We start from the raw sequence: 15,989 nt of genomic DNA on the forward strand, positions 1-15,989 counted from the left end.
TTATCTGACTTGTAGCTTTGGAGGATATGAAAATGTCTTATGAAAAAGTGAAACAAGCAAAAAAAACAATCATAGGTACAAAGCAAACAGTAAAAGCAATGAAACAAGGGCTTGTCAAAGAAGTTTATATTGCACTAGATGTAGAGGAAAGAATCATTGAACTTGCAGTAGCGATCGCACAAGAAACCAATGTTCCTATCTACTACGTCGAGTCTAAAGTAGATCTTGGCAAAGCATGTGGATTGCGCATAGGCGCATCCGTAGTAGCTATTGCTGTGTAACAGTTTTTGTGTAAAACACAAAGACTTTGTTTTTACCCAAAAAATGAACCACCTGGATGTGTGGTATTAACAAGAACAAATGAAGGGAGGAACAATCGATGCCTACAATTAACCAATTGGTACGTAAGCCTCGTAAATCCAATATCACGAAATCAAAGTCTCCAGCATTAGGAAAAGGCTATAACAGCTTTAAAAAATCAGCTACAAATCTTAACTCGCCACAAAAGCGTGGGGTTTGTACTCGTGTTGGTACTATGACGCCGAAGAAACCAAACTCAGCACTTCGTAAATATGCACGTGTACGTTTAACAAATACGTTAGAGGTTACTGCTTATATTCCAGGAGAAGGACACAACCTACAAGAACATAGTGTTGTACTTATCCGTGGAGGACGTGTAAAAGACTTACCAGGGGTACGTTATCATATCGTACGTGGTGCTCTTGATACAGCTGGAGTTAATGGTCGTATGCAAAGCCGTTCTTTATACGGTGCAAAACGCCCGAAAGAAAAGAAAAACTAATTTAAAATAATTAATAAATAGACATTCGTCGAAAGGAGGAAAACACATGCCTCGTAAAGGTCCTGTTTCCAAACGTGACGTGTTACCAGATCCAATTTATAACTCAAAACTAGTAACTCGTTTAATCAACAAAATGATGATTGATGGTAAAAGAGGTACTTCTCAAAAAATTCTATACGGAGCGTTTGATCTTGTAAAAGAACGTTCTGGTAAAGATGCTTTAGAAGTATTTGAAGCTGCACTAAACAATGTTATGCCAGTTCTTGAAGTACGTGCTCGTCGTGTTGGTGGTGCAAACTACCAAGTACCGGTTGAAGTACGTCCTGACCGTCGTTCAACACTAGGTCTTCGCTACTTAGTAAACTATTCACGTCTTCGTGGAGAAAAAACGATGGAAGAACGTTTAGCTAACGAAATTCTTGATGCATCTAACAACACTGGTGCTTCTGTTAAGAAACGTGAAGATATGCACAAAATGGCTGAAGCTAACAAAGCATTTGCACACTATCGTTGGTAAGATTTATTTAAAAATCATACTCTAATCCGAAATTGGAAGGAGAAATACAATATGGCTAGAGAGTTCTCCTTAGAAAAAACACGTAATATCGGTATCATGGCTCACATCGATGCTGGTAAAACGACTACTACGGAGCGTATTCTTTATTACACTGGTAAAATCCACAAAATTGGTGAAACGCATGAAGGTGCATCACAAATGGACTGGATGGAGCAAGAACAAGAACGTGGTATTACAATCACTTCTGCTGCAACGACAGCTGCTTGGGACAACCACCGTGTAAACATTATCGATACACCAGGACACGTAGACTTCACTGTTGAAGTTGAACGTTCTCTTCGTGTACTTGATGGTGCGGTAACAGTACTAGATGCTCAATCTGGTGTTGAACCACAAACTGAAACAGTATGGCGCCAAGCTACAACTTACGGCGTACCACGTATTGTATTTGTTAACAAAATGGATAAAACGGGAGCAGATTTCCTATATTCTGTAGGAACTCTTCGTGACCGTTTACAAGCTAACGCTCATCCAATCCAATTACCAATTGGTTCAGAGGACCAATTCAGTGGAATTATCGATTTAGTAACGATGAAAGCTACTGTTTATGGTAATGACTTAGGAACTGATATCCAAGAAGTAGAGATTCCAGAAGAATATAGAGCTCAAGCTGAAGAGTACCGTGAAAAATTAGTTGAAGCGGTTGCTGAACTTGATGAAGATCTAATGGAAAAATATCTTGGTGGAGAAGAAGTTACGAACGAAGAATTAGTTAACGGTATCCGTAAAGGTACTCTTAACGTAGAATTCTATCCAGTAGTATGTGGTACTGCATTTAAAAACAAAGGTGTTCAAAAAGTTCTTGACGCTGTTGTTGCATACCTTCCATCACCACTAGATATCCCTGCTATGAAAGGTATTGATCCTGATTCTGAAGAGGAAGTAGAACGTCATTCAGATGATTCAGAGCCATTCTCTGCATTAGCATTTAAAGTAATGACTGACCCGTATGTTGGTAAACTAACATTCTTCCGTGTATATTCTGGTACACTTCAATCAGGTTCTTATGTGCAAAACTCTACTAAAGGTAAGCGTGAGCGTGTAGGACGTATTCTACAAATGCATGCTAACTCTCGTGAAGAGATTTCACAAGTATATGCTGGAGATATCGCGGCTGCTGTAGGATTAAAAGATACAACTACTGGTGATACACTGTGTGATGAAAAGGCTCTAGTTATTCTAGAATCTATGGAATTCCCAGAACCAGTTATTTCTTTATCAGTTGAACCTAAAACAAAAGCTGACCAAGATAAAATGGGTCAAGCATTACAAAAACTTGCTGAAGAAGATCCAACATTCCGCGTGCACACTGACCAAGAAACTGGTCAGGTTATCATCGCAGGTATGGGTGAACTTCACCTTGATATCTTAGTTGACCGTATGCGTCGTGAATTTAAAGTTGAAGCTAACGTAGGTGCTCCTCAAGTATCTTATCGTGAGACTTTCCGTAATTCTGCACAAGTTGAAGGTAAATTTGTACGTCAATCTGGTGGTCGCGGACAATTCGGACACGTTTGGATTGAGTTCTCTCCAAACGAAGAAGGAAAAGGCTTTGAATTTGAAAACGCAATCGTTGGTGGGGTAGTACCACGTGAATATATTCCAGCTGTTGAAGCAGGTCTTCGTGACTCGCTTGACAATGGGGTTCTTGCAGGCTTCCCATTAATCGATATTAAAGCTAAATTATTCGACGGATCATATCATGATGTTGACTCGAATGAGATGGCATTTAAAATTGCGGCATCTATGGCATTGAAAAATGCTGTATCTAAGGTAAACCCAGTTCTACTTGAGCCAATCATGAAAGTAGAAGTTGTTATTCCTGAAGAATATTTAGGAGACATTATGGGTGATATCACGTCTCGTCGTGGTCGTGTTGAAGGTATGGATGCTCGTGGTAATGCACAAGTAGTTCGTGCAATGGTTCCACTTGCTGAAATGTTCGGATATGCAACGTCTTTACGTTCTAATACGCAAGGACGCGGAGTATTCTCAATGGTGTTCGATCACTATGAAGATGTTCCAAAATCAATTTCGGAAGAAATTATTAAAAAACATAAAGGTGAATAATTGAATTTTCACCAATATTCAAGTATAACTAAATTATAGTGTATAAAAGATAGGGGGACGTACGCCCTCTACCTTTTATCATAAAAAATCAAACAATCACTGAGGAGGCACTCTCTAATGGCTAAAGAAAAATTTGACCGTTCCAAAACGCATGCTAACATCGGTACAATCGGACACGTTGACCATGGTAAAACAACTCTAACTGCTGCTATCGCAACAGTTCTTTCTAAAAAAATGGGTGGAGTAGCGAAATCATATGCTGATATCGATAACGCACCTGAAGAAAAAGAACGCGGTATCACAATCAATACATCTCACGTTGAATATGAAACTGAATCTCGTCACTACGCTCACGTAGACTGCCCAGGACATGCTGACTATGTTAAAAACATGATCACAGGTGCTGCTCAAATGGACGGCGGTATCTTAGTAGTATCTGCTGCTGATGGCCCAATGCCACAAACTCGTGAACATATCCTTCTTTCTCGTCAAGTAGGTGTTCCATACCTAGTTGTATTTATGAACAAATGTGATATGGTAGACGATGAAGAACTTCTTGAATTAGTTGAAATGGAAATTCGTGACCTTCTATCTGAATACGATTTCCCAGGCGACGATCTTCCAGTAATTAAAGGTTCTGCTCTTAAAGCTCTTGAAGGTGAGCCTGAGTGGGAAGAAAAAATTATTGAATTAATGGACGCTGTAGATAGCTATATCCCAACTCCAGAACGTCAAACTGACAAACCATTCATGATGCCAGTTGAGGATGTATTCTCAATCACTGGTCGTGGAACAGTTGCAACTGGACGTGTTGAACGTGGCCAAGTTAAAGTTGGAGACGTTGTAGACATCATCGGTATCGTTGAAGATCCAAAATCAACTACTGTAACAGGTGTTGAAATGTTCCGTAAACTTCTTGACTATGCAGAAGCTGGTGACAACATCGGTGCACTTCTTCGTGGGGTTGCTCGTGAAGAAATCCAACGTGGTCAAGTATTAGCTAAACCAGGCTCAATTACACCACACACAGACTTCAAAGCTGAAGTTTATGTTCTTTCAAAAGAAGAGGGTGGACGTCATACTCCATTCTTCTCAAACTACCGCCCACAGTTCTACTTCCGTACAACTGACGTAACAGGCGTTTGTAACTTACCAGAAGGCGTAGAAATGGTTATGCCTGGAGACAACATCGAAATGACAGTTTCTTTGATCTCTCCAATCGCTCTTGAAGAAGGTACTAAATTCTCTATCCGTGAGGGTGGACGTACTGTAGGCGCTGGCGTAGTTGCTACAATTACTAAATAATTTATAAATTGATAAAATCCATCTCGTGACGACGAGATGGATTTTTTTTGTGCAAAATAGTGTAAACTATTTGTAGGGGGGTGCTTCCAATAAGTACAAAAATATTGTTAATAGAAGATGATCAGTCCATTTTTGATATGCTAAGAGATCGTTTTATTCAATGGTCTTTTGATGTAATTAGACCTGACGACTTTCAAAAAGTAATACATACATTCATTGAAGAAAAACCCCAGTTAGTTATTATAGATATCCAACTGCCTGCATTTGATGGTTTCCATTGGTGTAGAGAAATTCGTCATATTTCGAAAGTACCGATTATATTCTTGTCTTCTCGAGACCATCCGATGGATATCATCATGGCCATGCAAATGGGTGCAGATGACTTCGTACAAAAGCCATTTCATCTAGACGTATTGATAGCTAAGGTCCAAGCCGTATTAAGAAGAACATATGATTATCAGGAAGAGAATATGGATACAAATAGCTGGAATGACGCGGTAATTGATTTTGCTAAAAGTGAGATTACATACAATAACCAAATAATTGATTTAACGAAAAATGAACTTTTTATTCTTCGCATTTTAATACAATCAGTAAATAAAATAGTGTCAAGAGATGAGTTAATGCGTAAATTATGGGATGACGAGCGCTTTGTGAACGACAACACTTTATCTGTAAATGTTAATAGACTTCGCTTAAAACTAGAGGAAATAGGTTTAAAGGATGTTATTGTTACGAAGAAAGGTCTAGGTTATATGGCTATTACAAAGGAGTAGACTCATTGTGTTCATAGCGTACATAAAAGAAAGAAAAGCGTGGCTTCTCTTTTTTCTAAGCTTGCAGATTTGGTTAAATATTATACTGACATTAGACGTCGCTTTTTTTAATATATCGTTGCTTTATATTAACGTTATAAATTCATTGGCATTTATACTATTTTTTATTTGGAGATACAGAGTGGAATCAGTTTTTCTGAAATCGTTAGAGGAGAATATAGACAAGGAATTTACACTAGATATGTTACTTGCTGCTCTTCCAGAAGGAAAATCTACTTTTGAGAAAAGGTTATCAGCTGCATTAGATGAACTGTTTATAGTGGCTAAGGAAGAATTGAACAATATGCGAGTGGAACATTTAGAAGAGAACGACCGCACGTTAACGTGGATTCACGAAGTAAAGACCCCTCTAACAAGTATGAAACTAATGATAGATACTGTAGAAAATTCTAAAGTGAAGAAAAAACTGGAGGTTGAGTGGCTAAGAGTCCATTTACTATTAGACCAACAGCTCCATCATACAAGATTACCATCTTTAGAAAAAGATTACTTGATAGAGCCAATTAATTTTGACAAAATTATACCTGCAGAAATAAAAGAACTGCAAGCTTGGTGTATGCAAAAGGGTATAGGCTTTGAAATCGATCTATCGAAAGAGGAAGTATTAACAGATCAAAAGTGGTTATCCTTTATAGTTCGTCAGATACTATCAAACGCAGTGAAATATAGTAAAGAGAATGGAGAAATTCATGTCTTTTCTCAAATGGATAGTTCTAAACATACAATTTTAAATATTCAAGACTTCGGTATTGGAATAAGCTCTGCTGACTTACCTCGTATATTTGAGAAGTCTTTTACAGGAACGACTGGAAGAGAAACAATAGCATCTACAGGTATGGGGCTCTATCTAGCAAAGAACGCCGCAGACAAATTGGGTATAGATATAACCGTTGATTCCAGAGTAGATAACGGCTCGATTTTTTCACTTAAATTCCCATTAAAAAATGAAATGACTAGAATTTCTGGTAGGTGACAAAATTGTCATCTACTTTCTTTTTTTGTCATGTAAATCGAACGATTAATAGAAAAGAAAGCCGTACAATAAAGTTAGTAAAATGTAGGAGGTAAATGCATGACTATTTTAAGCGGTCGTAAAATAAAAAAAGTATATGGTAAAAAGTTATCGGCTCAAGAAGTGTTAAAAGGAATTAATATGGACGTACAAGAAGGAGAATTCGTTGGAATAATGGGTCCATCAGGGTCTGGGAAAACGACACTACTTAATGTGCTAGCTTCTATTGATCAAGCGACAGAAGGAGTAATTGAAATTAGTGGACATAATTTACGTACGATGAGGGAACGTGAATTATCCAACTTTCGCAGAGAACAATTAGGATTTATTTTTCAAGATTATAACTTACTCGACACATTAACAGTAAAAGAAAATATATTATTACCACTTTCCATTAGTAAAATATCTAAAAAAGAGTCTGAAGAACGATTTAAAGAGCTAACGAAAATATTAGGGATAGAAGAACTGGCAAATAAATATCCAAATGAAATTTCCGGTGGACAAAAACAAAGAACCTCAGCAGCACGTGCATTAATCAGCAATCCATCTATAGTATTTGCAGATGAGCCCACAGGAGCTCTCGATTCTAAAGCTGCTACGGCACTATTAAGTAACTTAGAGAAGATAAATAAAGATAAAAAAGTAACAATTATGATGGTTACCCATGATCCTGTAGCAGCAAGCTTTTGTTCTCGCGTTCTATTCCTAAAAGATGGACAATTATATACAGAATTATATAAAGGGGAAAAGGATCGTGGACAGTTTTTCCAAGAAATAATGAACATTCAAGGTGTGCTTGGTGGTGATGGATATGACGCTTAGTCAACTGGTTTTCCGTAGCATGAAGAAAAATATTAAGCATTATTACTTGTATTTCTTTGCATTAATCTTTAGTGTGATGCTTTATTTTTCTTTTGTAACACTTCAATACAATCCAAGTGTTGTAGAAATTTCACATGGCGTAAAAGCAATAGCTGGTCTAAAAGCTGCATCCTATTTATTGTTATTTATTGTGGTGTTTTTTGTTTTATATGCAAACCGTCTATTTATGAAGAGAAGAAGCAAAGAAATTGGATTGTATCAACTAATTGGAATGTCAAAAGGGCTTGTAACAAGATTGTTGGCGCTAGAAAATACAATTTTATGGATCGGGGCAATTGGAATAGGAGTTTCATTGGGTTTTTTGACTTCTAGAATTTTTGCGATGATACTACTGCGAATTTTAGAAAAAGATGTTCTAGTAGAGTTAATCTTCTCGATCGAAGCATTACAAATGACGATATTAGTATTTCTGGTACTTCTAATTTTAGTTTTAGCTCAAACGATGCTTAGTATCAGACGTGTTTCTTTACTGGCATTATTTACAGCAACGGCAACAGCTGATACAAGAGTTAAAAGATTTAGTGGGTTTCAAATGTTTCTTGGTTTTATCGGTCTTGTAATGATTGGGTACGGATATTATTTGTCAACGAATCTATTTGAAATAGAAAGTGATAATGTTAACGAACTACTGTTTAAAATGCTTAGCATTTTAGGGTCAACAATTATCGGGACATTTTTTGTTTTTCGTTTTTCAGTAGCATTCCTAATGAATTTAATTCGAAAGCAAAAAAGAGGTCATTTGTCTATTGAAGATGTATTATCACTTTCCCCGATTATGCATCGAATGAAATCGAATGCTATGTCTCTCACAACAATTACCGTTTTATCTGCAACTGCTTTGGGAATTCTTTGTCTATCCTATATTTCTTATTATTCCGCTAGTTCCATGGCAAAGCAAAATATTCCGTTCGACTACGTGCTGTTGAACGATCAAGGACAAAGTTTTGTGGATGAATTGGAGAAAAAGAAGATTAGTTACAAAGAAACAACGATAGAGCTCTTGGATGTAGAGATAGATACTTCGAAGTTATATGTGAGTGATATTCCAAATGGCTTAAGTATAATGACAAAGACAGAGATGCCGGTGGCTAAATTGAGTGATGCTCAAAAAGTGATACCTGGACTTAGTTTAGAAGAAGGAGAAGGCTTTGTTACAGGCTATAGCAACATGATGTCAGAAATTGTGAAGATCGAAGGAAATAGACCTGTACAGCTCACTACTACTAATGACGACGTGTCTATTACTATAAAAGAAATAAGAGAGGAGTCATTACTTGCATACTATCTCACCGGGGGTGGTATGATGATTGTTGTTTCGGACGCTCAATTTGAAAAGTTAACAGAAGATAGCTTAATCCAGCAACAAACAAATTGGACGAAACAAGTAGGTATCGATTTAGTGGATCGTTCGAAAAAAGAAGAAACTCAATCCATATATGAAGAAACAACGAATGATGGTCATTTTGAAGTAACTGCAAATAATGCTGAGAATGAAGTTATAAATATGGATTCGCAGGAAGAATATCGACTTTCAACTTTAGATATGATGGGGCTAGTAATATTTATTACAGGATTTCTAGGCTTAGCATTCTTAATGACGACGGGTAGTATCTTATATTTTAAACAAATGAGCGAAGCGGAAGAAGAAAAGGCATCCTTTACTATATTAAGAAAAATTGGCTTTACAACGAACGAAATAATGAAAGGAATCTATAAAAAGCAATTGTTTAACTTCGGGATACCATTAGTTATTGGTCTAGCACATAGTTACTTTGCGGTGAAATCCGGTTGGATGCTTTTTGGTACAGAGCTAGTAGCACCGTTGTTAATCACCATGAGTATATATGTAGTCTTATATTCTGTATTTGCATTTCTTTCCGTAGGTTACTATAGAAAAGTAGTAAATGAGTCACTTTAAGGAAAATATAAGAACTTTATATGAACAAAAGCCCCTTTGCGCCTATAGCAAAGGGGTTTTCGTATTGACATATGTGTGAATAACAATTAAACTTTAGCATATTAGTAATCTAGTGTGTGAAAGTGAGGGTTATATATGAATGCTGTATTAGTTGCAGTAGGAGTTATGTTGATATTGAGTTTACTTCGAATCAATGTTGTATTCTCGTTAATTATAGGTGCTCTTATAGGGGGTCTTACAGCCGGCCTATCAGTCACGGAAACAATTGAGGCATTTACGGGTGGATTAGGTGCTGGAGCGACAATAGCGTTAAGCTACGCATTATTAGGGGGCTTTGCTGTTGCGATTTCGAGAACAGGTATACCGGAATTGTTAGTAGGGGTCATATTGAAGCTTGTGAAAAGAGAAGGAGATTCACAGAAAGCAGGATTAGCTAAAGTATTGGTGTTTTTATTGTTACTTATGATGGCGATCTTCTCACAAAACTTAATCCCGATCCATATCGCTTTTATTCCTTTGTTAGTTCCTCCGATTTTGAAAGTCTTAAATATGTTACATGTGGATCGTCGATTAATTGCGTGTATTTTAGCGTTTGGTTTAATAACACCTTATATGTTCCTTCCATACGGATTTGGCGCGATTTATCAACAAATTGTAGCAACACAAATGGGATTGTCTGGTCTAGAGATTGCACTTAGTGATATTCCAAAAGCTATGGCTGTTCCAGCATTAGGGATGGTTTTTGGATTAGTACTAGCGTTTGTATTATATCGTAAACCAAGAGTTTATAAGCAAGAGGATGTTGTCGTAGAAGAACTTGAGGTAAATGTGAAGAAAAGTAGTATAATCTTTACAGTTATCGCATTGATTGCAGCGTTATACGTACAAATAGTAACTGATTCGATGATTGCTGGGGCGCTTGCAGGTATTACTGTTCTGTATGTAAGTGGGGCTCTAAAATGGAAAGAAGCAGATCAATTGTTAACTGAAGGTATGCGTATGATGGCGTTTGTTGGGTTTGTAATGATTACTGCAAATGGTTTTGCGGCAGTAATAAATGCCACTGGTCATGTTGAATCATTAGTGAAGGCGTCTGCAGAGTTATTAGAGGGTAATGTTAGTTTGGCCGTATTAATCATGTTAATAATAGGATTAATAGTGACGATGGGAATTGGTTCTTCATTTGCTACTATTCCAATAATAGCAGCTATCTTTGTACCACTATCAGTGGAGTTAGGATTGAGTCCACTAGCGACCATTGCTTTGATTGGGACAGCAGGAGCATTAGGTGATGCAGGGTCACCAGCTTCTGATTCAACTCTTGGTCCGACTGCTGGGTTAAGTGTAGACGGACAGCATAATCACATTTGGGATACATGTGTACCTACATTTATTTGTTACAACATACCGCTAGTTCTCTTTGGATGGATCGCGGTTATGTATGTTCTATAGTTAGGGAAGTAAAGGACGCTCATTTAATGGAGCGTCCTTTATATATAGAAGAAAGGCATTAACAACTTAGTTTATCGTTTCATTTGAAATAATAGCGATAGTTTTGTATACTGATAAACGGCTTAAAGAAGCTAGTTTATTAGTTAAGAGAAATAATATATCAACATTTAAAAAGAATTTCGTAAAAACACTTGCGGAATTATTTTATTTTGTATATAATGTTGAATGTTGGTCTTTGACTGCGATGAAGCGAGAGGTTACCGACACACCCGGCCGCTTTGCCATGGCGAGTGTACGGAAAATTTTCGTGGAGAATGTCTAGAAAATAGGCGAAAAGGAGGGAAAATAATGGCAAAACAAAAAATTCGTATCCGTTTGAAAGCGTATGATCACAGAATCCTTGATCAATCTGCTGAGAAAATTGTGGAAACTGCTAAACGTTCAGGTGCAAGTGTATCAGGTCCGATTCCACTTCCGACTGAGAAGTCTGTGTACACAATTCTTCGTGCTGTTCACAAGTACAAAGATTCTCGTGAACAATTCGAAATGCGTACGCATAAACGTCTGATCGATATCGTTAACCCAACACCACAAACTGTTGATGCGTTAATGAAGCTTGATTTACCATCTGGCGTTGATATTGAAATCAAACTTTAATGGTAAAAAATAAAAAACAACTAATTATTATAGGAGGTGTGACGGATGACCAAAGGAATCTTAGGTAGAAAAATCGGTATGACGCAAGTATTTGCTGAGAACGGTGACTTAATCCCTGTAACTGTTATTGAAGCTACTCCAAACGTAGTACTTCAAAAGAAAACAGTAGAAACAGACGGTTACGAAGCAATTCAGTTAGGTTTTGAAGATAAGCGAGAAAAGCTTTCTAACAAACCAGCGAAAGGGCACGTAGCTAAAGCGAGCACTGCTCCTAAGCGCTTCATCCGCGAATTCCGCGGCTTGGATACAGCTAATTACGAAGTTGGTCAAGAAGTCAACGTTGAAAGTTTCGCAGAAGGCGATGTAATTGATGTAACAGGTGTTACTAAAGGTAAAGGTTTCCAAGGTGTTATTAAACGTCATGGACAATCACGTGGACCAATGGCCCACGGATCTCGTTACCACCGTCGTCCGGGTTCAATGGGGCCAGTTGCTCCGAACCGCGTATTTAAACAAAAGAAATTACCTGGTCAAATGGGTGGGCATGTAGTTACAATCCAAAACTTACAAATCGTAAGAGTGGATGCTGAACGTAACTTACTACTTGTTAAAGGTAATGTTCCTGGTTCTCGTAAATCATTAGTAGTTGTAAAAGCTGCTATTAAATCGAAATAATCTCTGAAGAAAGGAGGAAACAGGAATGGCAAAAGTATCTTTATTCAATCAAGCAGGATCTTCTGTTGGCGAAATCGAGTTAAACGATAAAGTTTTCGGTATTGAGCCAAACGAATCTGTTTTATTTGAAGCTATCATTGCTCAACGCGCATCACTTCGTCAAGGTAATCACAAAGTGAAAAACCGTTCTGAAGTAGCTGGTGGTGGCCGTAAACCTTGGAAACAAAAAGGAACTGGTCGTGCTCGTCAAGGTTCAATTCGCTCTCCACAATGGCGTGGTGGTGGTATTGTATTTGGTCCGACTCCACGTAGTTACAGCTATAAATTACCTAAGAAAGTACGTCGTCTAGCTCTTCTTTCAGCTCTTTCATCTAAAGTGAACGAAGAAAGCATCGTAGTACTTGAAGGTTTAGCGTTCGATGCACCAAAAACAAAAGAATTTGTGAAAGTGTTATCTAACCTTTCCATCGATAAAAAAGCGTTATTCGTAACTGCTGATTTAGATGAAAACGTAGCGTTAGCAGCACGTAACATCCCTGGAATCACAGTTGTGTCTGCTACAGGCATTAACGTTTTAGATTTAGTTGGTCACGAAAAATTAGTGATGACTAAAGCAGCAGTAGAAAAAGTAGAGGAGGTGCTTGGTTAATGGAAGCACGTGATATTATTAAACGTCCGGTCATTACCGAGCGTTCTTCTGAAGTAATGGCAGATAAAAAGTACACTTTCGAAGTGGACACTCGCGCTAACAAAACACAAGTTAAATATGCTGTTGAAGAAATCTTTGGAGTAGATGTTGAAAAAGTTAACATCATGAACTACAAAGGTAAATTCAAACGTGTAGGTAAATTCGGTGGTTATACAAACAAACGTCGTAAAGCGATTGTTACATTAACTGCTGATAGTAAAGAAATCGAGTTATTCGAAATCTAATCCTTATATAAGGAATTTAATACTCAAGAAGGAGGGAAAAAAATGGCGATTAAAAAGTATAAACCAACGTCAAACGGACGTCGTAACATGACATCGTTAGATTACGCTGAAATCACAACTGACAAACCTGAGAAATCACTTCTTGCTCCTGTGAAGCGTAAAGGCGGCCGTAACAATCAAGGTAAAATTACTGTTCGTCATCATGGTGGTGGACACAAACGCCAATACCGTGTCATCGATTTCAAACGAAACAAAGATGGCATTCCAGGACGCGTTGCCACTATTGAATATGATCCAAACCGCTCTGCGAATATCGCATTGATCAATTATGCTGATGGGGAAAAACGTTACATCCTAGCTCCTAAAGGCTTAGAAGTTGGCATGACAATCGTGTCAGGTCCTGAAGCTGATATTAAAGTAGGAAACGCTCTTCCATTACAAAACATTCCAATGGGTACTACTATCCATAACATTGAAATGAAACCTGGTAAAGGTGGTCAGTTAGTTCGTTCTGCTGGTACATCTGCTCAATTACTTGGTAAAGAAGGTAAATACGTAATCGTACGTTTACAATCTGGTGAGGTTCGTTTAATCCTAGGTGTTTGCCGCGCAACTGTTGGTGAAGTAGGAAACGAACAACATGAACTTGTGAACATTGGTAAAGCTGGTCGTAATCGTTGGTTAGGTAACCGCCCAACTGTACGTGGATCTGTAATGAACCCTAACGATCACCCACACGGTGGTGGTGAAGGACGTACGCCAATCGGTCGTAAGTCACCTATGTCTCCATGGGGTAAACCAACTCTTGGATACAAAACTCGTAGCAAGAAAAACAAATCCGACAAACTTATCATTCGTCGTCGTAAAAAATAAAGTGGTTTTACTACGGTTCAAAGAAAGAACCGTGGTGCAATCACGGAGGGAGGTTCCAGCATGGGTCGTAGCTTGAAAAAAGGACCTTTTGCAGATGATCATTTATTAAAAAAGGTCGATGCACAAAAGGACTCTGAGAAAAAACAAGTGATTAAGACTTGGTCTCGCCGTTCTACTATTTTCCCTACTTTCATCGGTTTAACGATCGCAGTATATGACGGACGTAAACATGTTCCTGTATACATTACTGAAGATATGGTAGGTCATAAACTAGGCGAGTTTGCACCAACACGCGCTTATAAAAGTCATGGTGCAGATGATAAGAAAACAAGACGCTAATTTGAGAGGAGGTCATTCAAATGTCACAAGCAAAAGCTATTGCTAAAACAGTGCGCATTGCTCCTCGTAAAGTAAGATTAGTCGTAGATTTAATCAGAGGTAAGCAAGTCGGTGAAGCAGTTGCAATTTTACAACTTACTCCTAAAGCAGCATCACCTGTTGTTGAGAAAGTATTAAAATCTGCTATCGCTAACGCTGAGCACAATTATGATTTAGATGTTAACAACTTAGTTGTTTCTGAAGTCTTCGTTGACGAAGGTCCAACACTAAAACGTTTCCGTCCACGTGCTATGGGTCGTGCAAGTGCTATTAACAAACGTACAAGCCACATCACAGTAGTGGTATCTGAGAAGAAGGAGGGATAATTCGTGGGTCAAAAAGTACATCCAATAGGATTACGAGTAGGTATTATTCGTGACTGGGAGTCAAAATGGTACGCTGGTAAAGACTATGCAACTCTACTACACGAAGATTTAAAAATTCGTAAGTACATTGAAACTCGTTTGAAAGATGCATCAGTTTCTACAGTAGAAATTGAACGTGCTGCAAAACGTGTAAACATTACAATTCACACTGCGAAACCAGGAATGGTAATCGGTAAAGGTGGTACTGAAGTTGAAGCACTTCGTAAACACTTAAACGATACTACTGGCAAGCGTGTACACATCAACATCGTAGAAATTAAAAGAGCAGACTTAGATGCTAAATTAGTAGCAGAAAGTATCGCACGTCAATTAGAAAGCCGCGTATCTTTCCGTCGCGCTCAAAAACAAGCAATTCAACGCACAATGCGTGCAGGCGCTAAAGGTATTAAAACTCAAGTATCTGGACGTCTTGGCGGCGCTGATATCGCGCGTGCTGAACACTATAGTGAAGGTACTGTACCACTTCATACATTACGTGCTGACATTGATTATGCACATGCTGAAGCTGACACAACTTATGGTAAGCTAGGCGTTAAAGTATGGATCTATCGTGGTGAAGTCCTTCCAGTGAAGAAGAACTCTGAGGAAGGAGGCAAATAATATGTTAATGCCTAAACGCGTTAAATACCGTCGTGAACACCGTGGAAAAATGCGTGGTGAAGCAAAAGGCGGTAAAGAAGTTTCATTCGGTGAATTCGGTCTACAAGCTACAGAAGCTAGCTGGATCACAAGCCGTCAAATTGAATCAGCTCGTATTGCAATGACACGTTACATGAAACGTGGCGGTAAAGTATGGATTAAAATTTTCCCACATAAACCTTACACTAAAAAGCCTCTAGAGGTTCGTATGGGTTCCGGTAAAGGGGCTCCTGAAGGTTGGGTAGCAGTAGTAAAACCAGGAAAAGTTATGTTTGAAATTGCTGGTGTATCTGAAGAGATCGCTCGTGAAGCACTTCGCTTAGCATCACATAAGCTTCCTGTTAAATGTAAAGTAGTTAAACGTCAAGAAATTGGTGGTGAATCTAATGAAAGCTAATGACATCCGTGAACTTACCACTGCAGAAATCGAACAAAAAGTGAAATCACTGAAAGAAGAGCTTTTCAACCTTCGCTTCCAATTGGCGACTGGTCAATTAGAAAACACAGCTCGCATTCGTGAAGTACGTAAAGCGATTGCGCGTATGAAAACTGTGATTCGCGAAAGAGAAATCAGTGCAAACAACTGATAAAGGA

At 38.2% G+C, this 15,989-nt stretch carries 20 protein-coding genes; all 20 read left to right on the plus strand.

Features of this window, described 5'->3' with window-relative positions:
- The first annotated feature begins 32 nt into the window (after positions 1-32).
- The 20 genes from P2Q73_RS17890 (at position 33) to rpmC (ending at position 15,982) form a co-directional block, all read left to right on the plus strand.
- A complete protein-coding gene (locus tag P2Q73_RS17890) occupies positions 33-281 on the plus strand; it encodes a ribosomal L7Ae/L30e/S12e/Gadd45 family protein (RefSeq protein ID WP_053591308.1) in 249 nt (82 codons plus the stop codon).
- A 98-nt stretch (positions 282-379) separates the two neighbouring features.
- On the plus strand, positions 380-802 hold the full coding sequence (rpsL, locus tag P2Q73_RS17895) for a 30S ribosomal protein S12 (protein ID WP_053591309.1): 423 nt from the start codon (positions 380-382) through the stop codon (positions 800-802).
- A 46-nt stretch (positions 803-848) separates the two neighbouring features.
- A complete protein-coding gene (rpsG, locus tag P2Q73_RS17900) occupies positions 849-1,319 on the plus strand; it encodes a 30S ribosomal protein S7 (protein WP_053591310.1) in 471 nt (156 codons plus the stop codon).
- Between the two features lie 51 nt (positions 1,320-1,370).
- The gene (fusA, locus tag P2Q73_RS17905) at positions 1,371-3,449 is read left to right on the plus strand and encodes an elongation factor G (protein ID WP_053591311.1); all 2,079 of its coding nucleotides are present in this window, start codon (positions 1,371-1,373) and stop codon (positions 3,447-3,449) included.
- Between the two features lie 117 nt (positions 3,450-3,566).
- Entirely contained in the window at positions 3,567-4,754 is a 1,188-nt protein-coding gene (tuf, locus tag P2Q73_RS17910) for an elongation factor Tu (protein WP_275789683.1), read from the plus strand.
- A gap of 89 nt (positions 4,755-4,843) precedes the next feature.
- Positions 4,844-5,530, plus strand: coding sequence for a response regulator transcription factor (locus P2Q73_RS17915; protein ID WP_275789776.1), 687 nt, complete (start codon positions 4,844-4,846; stop codon positions 5,528-5,530).
- 181 nt (positions 5,531-5,711) lie between these two features.
- Entirely contained in the window at positions 5,712-6,563 is an 852-nt protein-coding gene (locus tag P2Q73_RS17920; protein ID WP_275789686.1) for a sensor histidine kinase, read from the plus strand.
- 99 nt (positions 6,564-6,662) lie between these two features.
- On the plus strand, positions 6,663-7,424 hold the full coding sequence (locus tag P2Q73_RS17925) for an ABC transporter ATP-binding protein (RefSeq protein WP_056831189.1): 762 nt from the start codon (positions 6,663-6,665) through the stop codon (positions 7,422-7,424).
- A complete protein-coding gene (locus P2Q73_RS17930) occupies positions 7,414-9,402 on the plus strand; it encodes an FtsX-like permease family protein (RefSeq protein ID WP_275789689.1) in 1,989 nt (662 codons plus the stop codon). The genes P2Q73_RS17925 and P2Q73_RS17930 overlap by 11 nt, the downstream gene beginning before the upstream one ends.
- 135 nt (positions 9,403-9,537) lie before the next feature.
- Positions 9,538-10,854 (plus strand): Na+/H+ antiporter family protein, encoded by a 1,317-nt coding sequence (locus P2Q73_RS17935; RefSeq protein ID WP_053591316.1) that lies wholly within the window; start codon positions 9,538-9,540, stop codon positions 10,852-10,854.
- Positions 10,855-11,202: 348 nt separating this feature from the next.
- Positions 11,203-11,511: a 30S ribosomal protein S10 gene (gene rpsJ, locus P2Q73_RS17940; protein ID WP_004233624.1), complete on the plus strand. Its 309-nt coding sequence runs from the start codon at positions 11,203-11,205 to the stop codon at positions 11,509-11,511.
- Positions 11,512-11,556: 45 nt separating this feature from the next.
- A complete protein-coding gene (rplC, locus tag P2Q73_RS17945; RefSeq protein WP_053591317.1) occupies positions 11,557-12,186 on the plus strand; it encodes a 50S ribosomal protein L3 in 630 nt (209 codons plus the stop codon).
- Positions 12,187-12,211: 25 nt separating this feature from the next.
- Positions 12,212-12,835 carry a 50S ribosomal protein L4 gene (rplD, locus tag P2Q73_RS17950; RefSeq protein WP_053591318.1) on the plus strand — a complete coding sequence of 208 codons (624 nt, stop codon included), beginning with the start codon at positions 12,212-12,214 and terminating at the stop codon, positions 12,833-12,835.
- Positions 12,835-13,119, plus strand: coding sequence for a 50S ribosomal protein L23 (gene rplW, locus P2Q73_RS17955; protein WP_053591319.1), 285 nt, complete (start codon positions 12,835-12,837; stop codon positions 13,117-13,119). The genes rplD and rplW overlap by 1 nt, the downstream gene beginning before the upstream one ends.
- Positions 13,120-13,161: 42 nt before the next feature.
- Positions 13,162-13,992 carry a 50S ribosomal protein L2 gene (gene rplB / locus P2Q73_RS17960; RefSeq protein ID WP_053591320.1) on the plus strand — a complete coding sequence of 277 codons (831 nt, stop codon included), beginning with the start codon at positions 13,162-13,164 and terminating at the stop codon, positions 13,990-13,992.
- Positions 13,993-14,052: 60 nt separating this feature from the next.
- On the plus strand, positions 14,053-14,331 hold the full coding sequence (gene rpsS / locus P2Q73_RS17965; protein WP_053591321.1) for a 30S ribosomal protein S19: 279 nt from the start codon (positions 14,053-14,055) through the stop codon (positions 14,329-14,331).
- A 20-nt stretch (positions 14,332-14,351) separates the two neighbouring features.
- Complete coding sequence (rplV, locus tag P2Q73_RS17970) at positions 14,352-14,696, plus strand: 50S ribosomal protein L22 (protein WP_053591322.1); 345 nt, start codon at positions 14,352-14,354, stop codon at positions 14,694-14,696.
- Positions 14,697-14,699: 3 nt separating this feature from the next.
- Entirely contained in the window at positions 14,700-15,356 is a 657-nt protein-coding gene (gene rpsC / locus P2Q73_RS17975) for a 30S ribosomal protein S3 (RefSeq protein WP_053591323.1), read from the plus strand.
- A 1-nt stretch (position 15,357) separates the two neighbouring features.
- A complete protein-coding gene (gene rplP, locus P2Q73_RS17980) occupies positions 15,358-15,792 on the plus strand; it encodes a 50S ribosomal protein L16 (protein ID WP_053591324.1) in 435 nt (144 codons plus the stop codon).
- Complete coding sequence (rpmC, locus tag P2Q73_RS17985; protein ID WP_053591325.1) at positions 15,782-15,982, plus strand: 50S ribosomal protein L29; 201 nt, start codon at positions 15,782-15,784, stop codon at positions 15,980-15,982. Before rplP ends, rpmC begins: the two co-directional genes overlap by 11 nt.
- Positions 15,983-15,989: the final 7 nt, after the last annotated feature.

This window comes from Bacillus sp. Cr_A10, assembly GCF_029222665.1.
In the GTDB taxonomy this organism is placed as follows: Bacteria; Bacillota; Bacilli; order Bacillales_A; family Planococcaceae; genus Psychrobacillus.

Coding starts and splice junctions, on each gene's coding strand:
- rpsJ (WP_004233624.1), top strand. CDS start 11,203: ATGGCAAAACAAAAAATTCGTATCCGTTTGAAAGCGTATGATCACAGA.
- rplW (WP_053591319.1), top strand. CDS start 12,835: ATGGAAGCACGTGATATTATTAAACGTCCGGTCATTACCGAGCGTTCT.
- rplV (WP_053591322.1), top strand. CDS start 14,352: ATGTCACAAGCAAAAGCTATTGCTAAAACAGTGCGCATTGCTCCTCGT.
- P2Q73_RS17935 (WP_053591316.1), top strand. CDS start 9,538: ATGAATGCTGTATTAGTTGCAGTAGGAGTTATGTTGATATTGAGTTTA.
- rplC (WP_053591317.1), top strand. CDS start 11,557: ATGACCAAAGGAATCTTAGGTAGAAAAATCGGTATGACGCAAGTATTT.
- rpsG (WP_053591310.1), top strand. CDS start 849: ATGCCTCGTAAAGGTCCTGTTTCCAAACGTGACGTGTTACCAGATCCA.
- rplP (WP_053591324.1), top strand. CDS start 15,358: ATGTTAATGCCTAAACGCGTTAAATACCGTCGTGAACACCGTGGAAAA.
- rpmC (WP_053591325.1), top strand. CDS start 15,782: ATGAAAGCTAATGACATCCGTGAACTTACCACTGCAGAAATCGAACAA.
- fusA (WP_053591311.1), top strand. CDS start 1,371: ATGGCTAGAGAGTTCTCCTTAGAAAAAACACGTAATATCGGTATCATG.
- P2Q73_RS17930 (WP_275789689.1), top strand. CDS start 7,414: ATGACGCTTAGTCAACTGGTTTTCCGTAGCATGAAGAAAAATATTAAG.
- rpsL (WP_053591309.1), top strand. CDS start 380: ATGCCTACAATTAACCAATTGGTACGTAAGCCTCGTAAATCCAATATC.
- rplB (WP_053591320.1), top strand. CDS start 13,162: ATGGCGATTAAAAAGTATAAACCAACGTCAAACGGACGTCGTAACATG.
- tuf (WP_275789683.1), top strand. CDS start 3,567: ATGGCTAAAGAAAAATTTGACCGTTCCAAAACGCATGCTAACATCGGT.
- P2Q73_RS17890 (WP_053591308.1), top strand. CDS start 33: ATGTCTTATGAAAAAGTGAAACAAGCAAAAAAAACAATCATAGGTACA.
- rpsS (WP_053591321.1), top strand. CDS start 14,053: ATGGGTCGTAGCTTGAAAAAAGGACCTTTTGCAGATGATCATTTATTA.
- P2Q73_RS17925 (WP_056831189.1), top strand. CDS start 6,663: ATGACTATTTTAAGCGGTCGTAAAATAAAAAAAGTATATGGTAAAAAG.
- rplD (WP_053591318.1), top strand. CDS start 12,212: ATGGCAAAAGTATCTTTATTCAATCAAGCAGGATCTTCTGTTGGCGAA.